The organism is Arhodomonas sp. KWT (assembly GCF_010993615.1).
This window is the reverse complement of the sequence record NZ_WNXE01000194.1, coordinates 1-4,053: the sequence shown is the minus strand read 5'-3', so window position 1 is coordinate 4,053 and position 4,053 is coordinate 1. Positions and strand designations below refer to the sequence as shown.

The 4,053-nt window shown below is 69.1% G+C and carries 4 protein-coding genes; all 4 read right to left on the bottom strand.

Annotated features, from left to right (window positions below):
• A partial coding sequence (locus G7A99_RS16445) for an MFS transporter (RefSeq protein ID WP_163142125.1) occupies nucleotides 1-668 on the bottom strand: 668 nt, incomplete at its 3' end.
• A gap of 182 nt (nucleotides 669-850) precedes the next feature.
• Nucleotides 851-1,165 carry a DUF2288 domain-containing protein gene (locus G7A99_RS16440; RefSeq protein WP_018716401.1) on the bottom strand — a complete coding sequence of 105 codons (315 nt, stop codon included), beginning with the start codon at nucleotides 1,163-1,165 and terminating at the stop codon, nucleotides 851-853.
• A gap of 35 nt (nucleotides 1,166-1,200) precedes the next feature.
• Nucleotides 1,201-1,647, bottom strand: coding sequence for a universal stress protein (locus tag G7A99_RS16435; RefSeq protein ID WP_163142122.1), 447 nt, complete (start codon nucleotides 1,645-1,647; stop codon nucleotides 1,201-1,203).
• 39 nt (nucleotides 1,648-1,686) lie between these two features.
• Nucleotides 1,687-4,053 (bottom strand): TRAP transporter permease (locus tag G7A99_RS16430; protein WP_163142119.1); only part of this gene is annotated, 2,367 nt, incomplete at its 5' end.

The window sequence follows — 4,053 nt, the reverse complement described above, 5'->3', positions numbered from 1 at the left end:
CGGAACGGCAGGTAGTTGAGCAGGCCGACGAACACGAAGAACAGGCAGAAGATCGCGGTGAAGAGATAGCCGTTGCCGCCCTCGCGCCAGAGCGACCGAACCCCCGCCCAGCTCGGCGCCGGGCGCGGCTCCATGGCCCGCTGCGGTGCCCGGGACCACCAAACAGCGCTGGTGATCAACCCGAGCCCGAGGGCGAGGAAGAATACGTGCCAGTCCCACCACGTCGCGGCCGAACCGGCCAGCAGCCGTCCCCCGAAGCCCCCCACAATGGTCACGGCCACGTACACCGACATGACCCGCTGCAGCCGCTCCGGGGTCGCCCGGCCGGCGATCGCCGTCATCAGCGCCGTCATGACCGCGGGTAATAGCAGCCCCTGGGCGAGGCGGGCGGCGAGCATGACCGGGTACCGGGGCACCGCCATGAACACCAACGCCGCCACGCCCAGCCCGGCCGTGCCGACACAGAGCACCCGGGTGGTCTGCCAGCGCCCGAGCAGTGCCCCGTAGGCGAGTGGCGCAACGCCCAGCGGCAACAGGGTCGCCGTCATCAGCAGGGCGATCTGGGACTCGCTCACGGCAAGGCTGTCGGCCAGCCGTGGCAGCAGGGGCTGGGGGGCATAGAGGGAGAAATAGGCCAGCAGGGCGGTGATCACGGCCCGAACGGACAACTTGCGCCTCCGTGCAGCAACGGCGGCGCGCCGGCGCCACCACGAGGGGTTAGCGGACTACCGGGAGACGCCGCGGCGGAGCATACAGGCGGCCACGTCCCGGCCCCGCGGCAGGCATGCCGCGAATCATTCGCATGGTAACAAATGTTGCGCCGCAGCGGAGGCCGCGGCGCCGGGTGGGCTCAGTGCTCGTTGCCGGGGGGCTGGTCCTCCTGGACCAGGACCCACGGCGGCACCACCACCGCCCAGAGCTCGGCGTCGACCGCCGCCCAGGCGCGCGCCTCGTCGTCACTGGTGCGCGCGACGCGGCCCTCTTCCAGCCACGCGGAGACATGGGCGGTATCGTCCTCGACGAACCGCCGGGCCACCTCGACCAGGTCCAGGTCACGGGCCACGGTCACGGTGGCGCCGCGGGCGAAATGGCGTTCGAGCTCCGACCAGCGGATGCGGGCCGTCTCGGCGTTCAGACGCTCATGCAGCGAGGGTTCGGCGGTCATGGTGCGCTCCTTCTCCAGCGGGGCCGGACATGTTACTAGCCCCGCCGCGGGTGGCGCACGACCAGCACGGAGCAGTGCGCCCGTTCCACCACCCGCGCGGCCACGGACCCCAGGAACACCCGCTCGGCGCCGGTCTCGTCGTGGCTCGGCATAACGACGAGATCGGCACCGACATGCCTGATCTCGTCGAGGATGCAGCGGTGCGGCGACCCCTCGGCGATATCCACCGTGCACGGGATCTCCGCTGGGATATGATCGCCCGCCCAGTCCGTGAGACGCCGGCGCAGGTCGTCACGGGCACGCTGAAGGCTGTCCGCCGGGAAGTAGGTGGACACCCAGGGCAGGCCGACCCCCGGGAAGACGCTGAGCACGTGGATCGCCGCACCATGGGCACGGGCGAGCCCGACAGCCAGCTCGGCCGCCTCGTCCCCCGAGCCCGTGTCGTCCTGGAGATCCACCGGCAGCAGCAGTTTTTTGAACACGTCAGTGCCCTCCGCAATGAGGCGTTACGGTGCACCGGCTCACGCCGGCTGTTCCCCGGTGGAACCGGCGGGTTCGGGTTCGAGCGGCCGGCGCCGTCGCTGCAGCCAGGCGACGAGCCCGAGCAGCGCGAGTGCGGGGATATACATGAGCTCCTTGGGCGGGCGCTCATTGTCCACCTGCACCGACACGATCCGGTAGCCGAAGTCGAGGCCCGCCTTCTTCGCCGCGCTGCCGAAGCGCACGCGCTGGACCTGGAGTGCGCCATCGCCGGCCGCCTGCAGGGTCAGCCCCGCCTCGCGCAGCCGGGCGTCGCCGCTGTCGGCCTTGTCCCCGAGGGGCAGGAGGATGGTCTTGTCCACCTGCTTGCCCTCGATGGTCATGCCCCGCACCCGGATCGGAACCTGGCCGCCGGCGGGCTGGCGCGCGGCGACGGCCTCGAGCTGGGTGGGCTCCGCCTGACGATAGGGCGGATAGACCTCGTCCCACCAGAAACCGGGACGGAAGAGCGTGAACGCGATCAGCAGCAGCGCCACCGTCTCGTACCAGCGGCTGCGCACCAGCCAGAAGCCCTGGGTGGCCGCGGCGAACAGTAGCATGGCCCCCACCGCGGAAGTGATGGTCACGATCAGGTCGAACGGCCCGGTCAGCCCCATCAGCAACAGCTGGGTGTTGAAGATGAACATGAACGGCAGGATCGCCGTGCGGATATCGTAGGTAAAGCCCTGAACGCCGGTGCGTATCGGGTCTGCACCGGATATCGCCGAGGCGGCGAAGGCGGCCAGCCCCACCGGCGGCGTGTCATCGGCGAGGATGCCGAAGTAGAACACGAACAGGTGCACCGCGATCAGCGGCACCACCAGCCCCTGCTGCGCCGCCAGCTCCACCACCACCGGCGCCATCAGCGTGGAGACGACGATGTAATTGGCCGTGGTCGGCAACCCCATGCCGAGGAGCAGGCTGATGATGGCGGTGAACAGCAGCATCAGGATCAGGCTGCCGCCGGAGATGAACTCCACGAACTCGGTCATCACCAGGCCGATGCCGGTGAGCGTGACCGTGCCCACGACGATACCGGCGGTGGCCGTGGCCACGCCGATGCCGATCATGTTGCGCGCGCCCTCGACCATGCCGTAGACGAGCTCACGGCCACCGCGCACCACCTCGCCGCCGATCGCGCCGCGGCCCCGGAACGCGGAAAGCAGCGGCCGGTGGGTCACCGCGATGATGATCAGGAACATCACCGCCCAGAACGCCGAGAGTCCCGGCGAGAAGCGCTCCACCATCAGACACCAGACCAGCACCACCACCGGCAGCAGGAAGTACAGTCCGGCGCGCACCGTCGGCCCGGCCTCGGGGACTCGGATGTTGCCGGTCTCCGGGTCCATCTCGAACTCGGAGGTGAGCTCGGGCTGACGTGCCGCGAGCCACACCAGCGCCACGTACACCAGGGCGACGAGCACGGCGATGATCTCGAGAGACGCCCCCGGGAAGACGGTCTTGATCCAGCCCACACCGTAGTAGACACCGAGGCTCAGCGCGCAGATCACGAACAGGATCCCCGCCGTGGTCGCCAGACGCATGTACAGCGGCCCGCGGTTGCGCGTGTTCATCGGCTTCATGCCGGCCTTCACCGCCTCCAGGTGGACCATGTAGATCAACCCGATATAGCTGATCAGCGCCGGCAGGATCGCGTGCTTGACCACCTCGATGTAGGGAATACCGACGTACTCCACCATAAGGAAGGCCGCCGCGCCCATCACCGGCGGCGTGAGCTGGCCGTTGGTGGAGGCGGCCACCTCCACCGCACCGGCCTTGGTGCCGGGGAAACCGACCTTCTTCATCAGCGGGATGGTGAAGGTACCGGTGGTCACCACGTTGGCGATCGAGGAGCCCGAAATCACGCCCGAGAGCCCGGAGGCGACCACGGCGGCCTTGGCCGGTCCGCCGCGCATGTGGCCGAGCAGCGCGAACGCGACCTTGATGAAGTACGCGCCGGCGCCGGCCTGCTCCAGCAGTGCACCGAAGAGCACGAACAGGAACACGAAGCTCGTCGACACCCCGAGCGCGACGCCGAACACGCCCTCGGTGGTGAGCCAGTACTGGCCCATCGCCCGCTGCAGGCTCGCCCCGTCGTGGCTGATCACGTCGGGCATATAGGGGCCGGCGAACGTGTAGGTGAGGAAGATCAGCGCGACCACCATCAACGGCGGTCCGAGCGAGCGCCGGGTGGCCTCGAGCAGCAGCACCATGCCGGTGACCGCCACGGCCACGTCATACCAGGTATACAGACCCGGGCGCTGGGAAAGCTGCTGGTAGAAGAGGAACAGATAGGCCGCGGTGAAGGCCGCGACCACCGCCAGTATCCAGTCCAGTGCGGGAATCCGGTCCCGCGGCGAGCCTTTCAG

Coding starts and splice junctions, on each gene's coding strand:
- G7A99_RS16440 (WP_018716401.1), bottom strand. CDS start 1,165: ATGACCGCCGAACCCTCGCTGCATGAGCGTCTGAACGCCGAGACGGCC.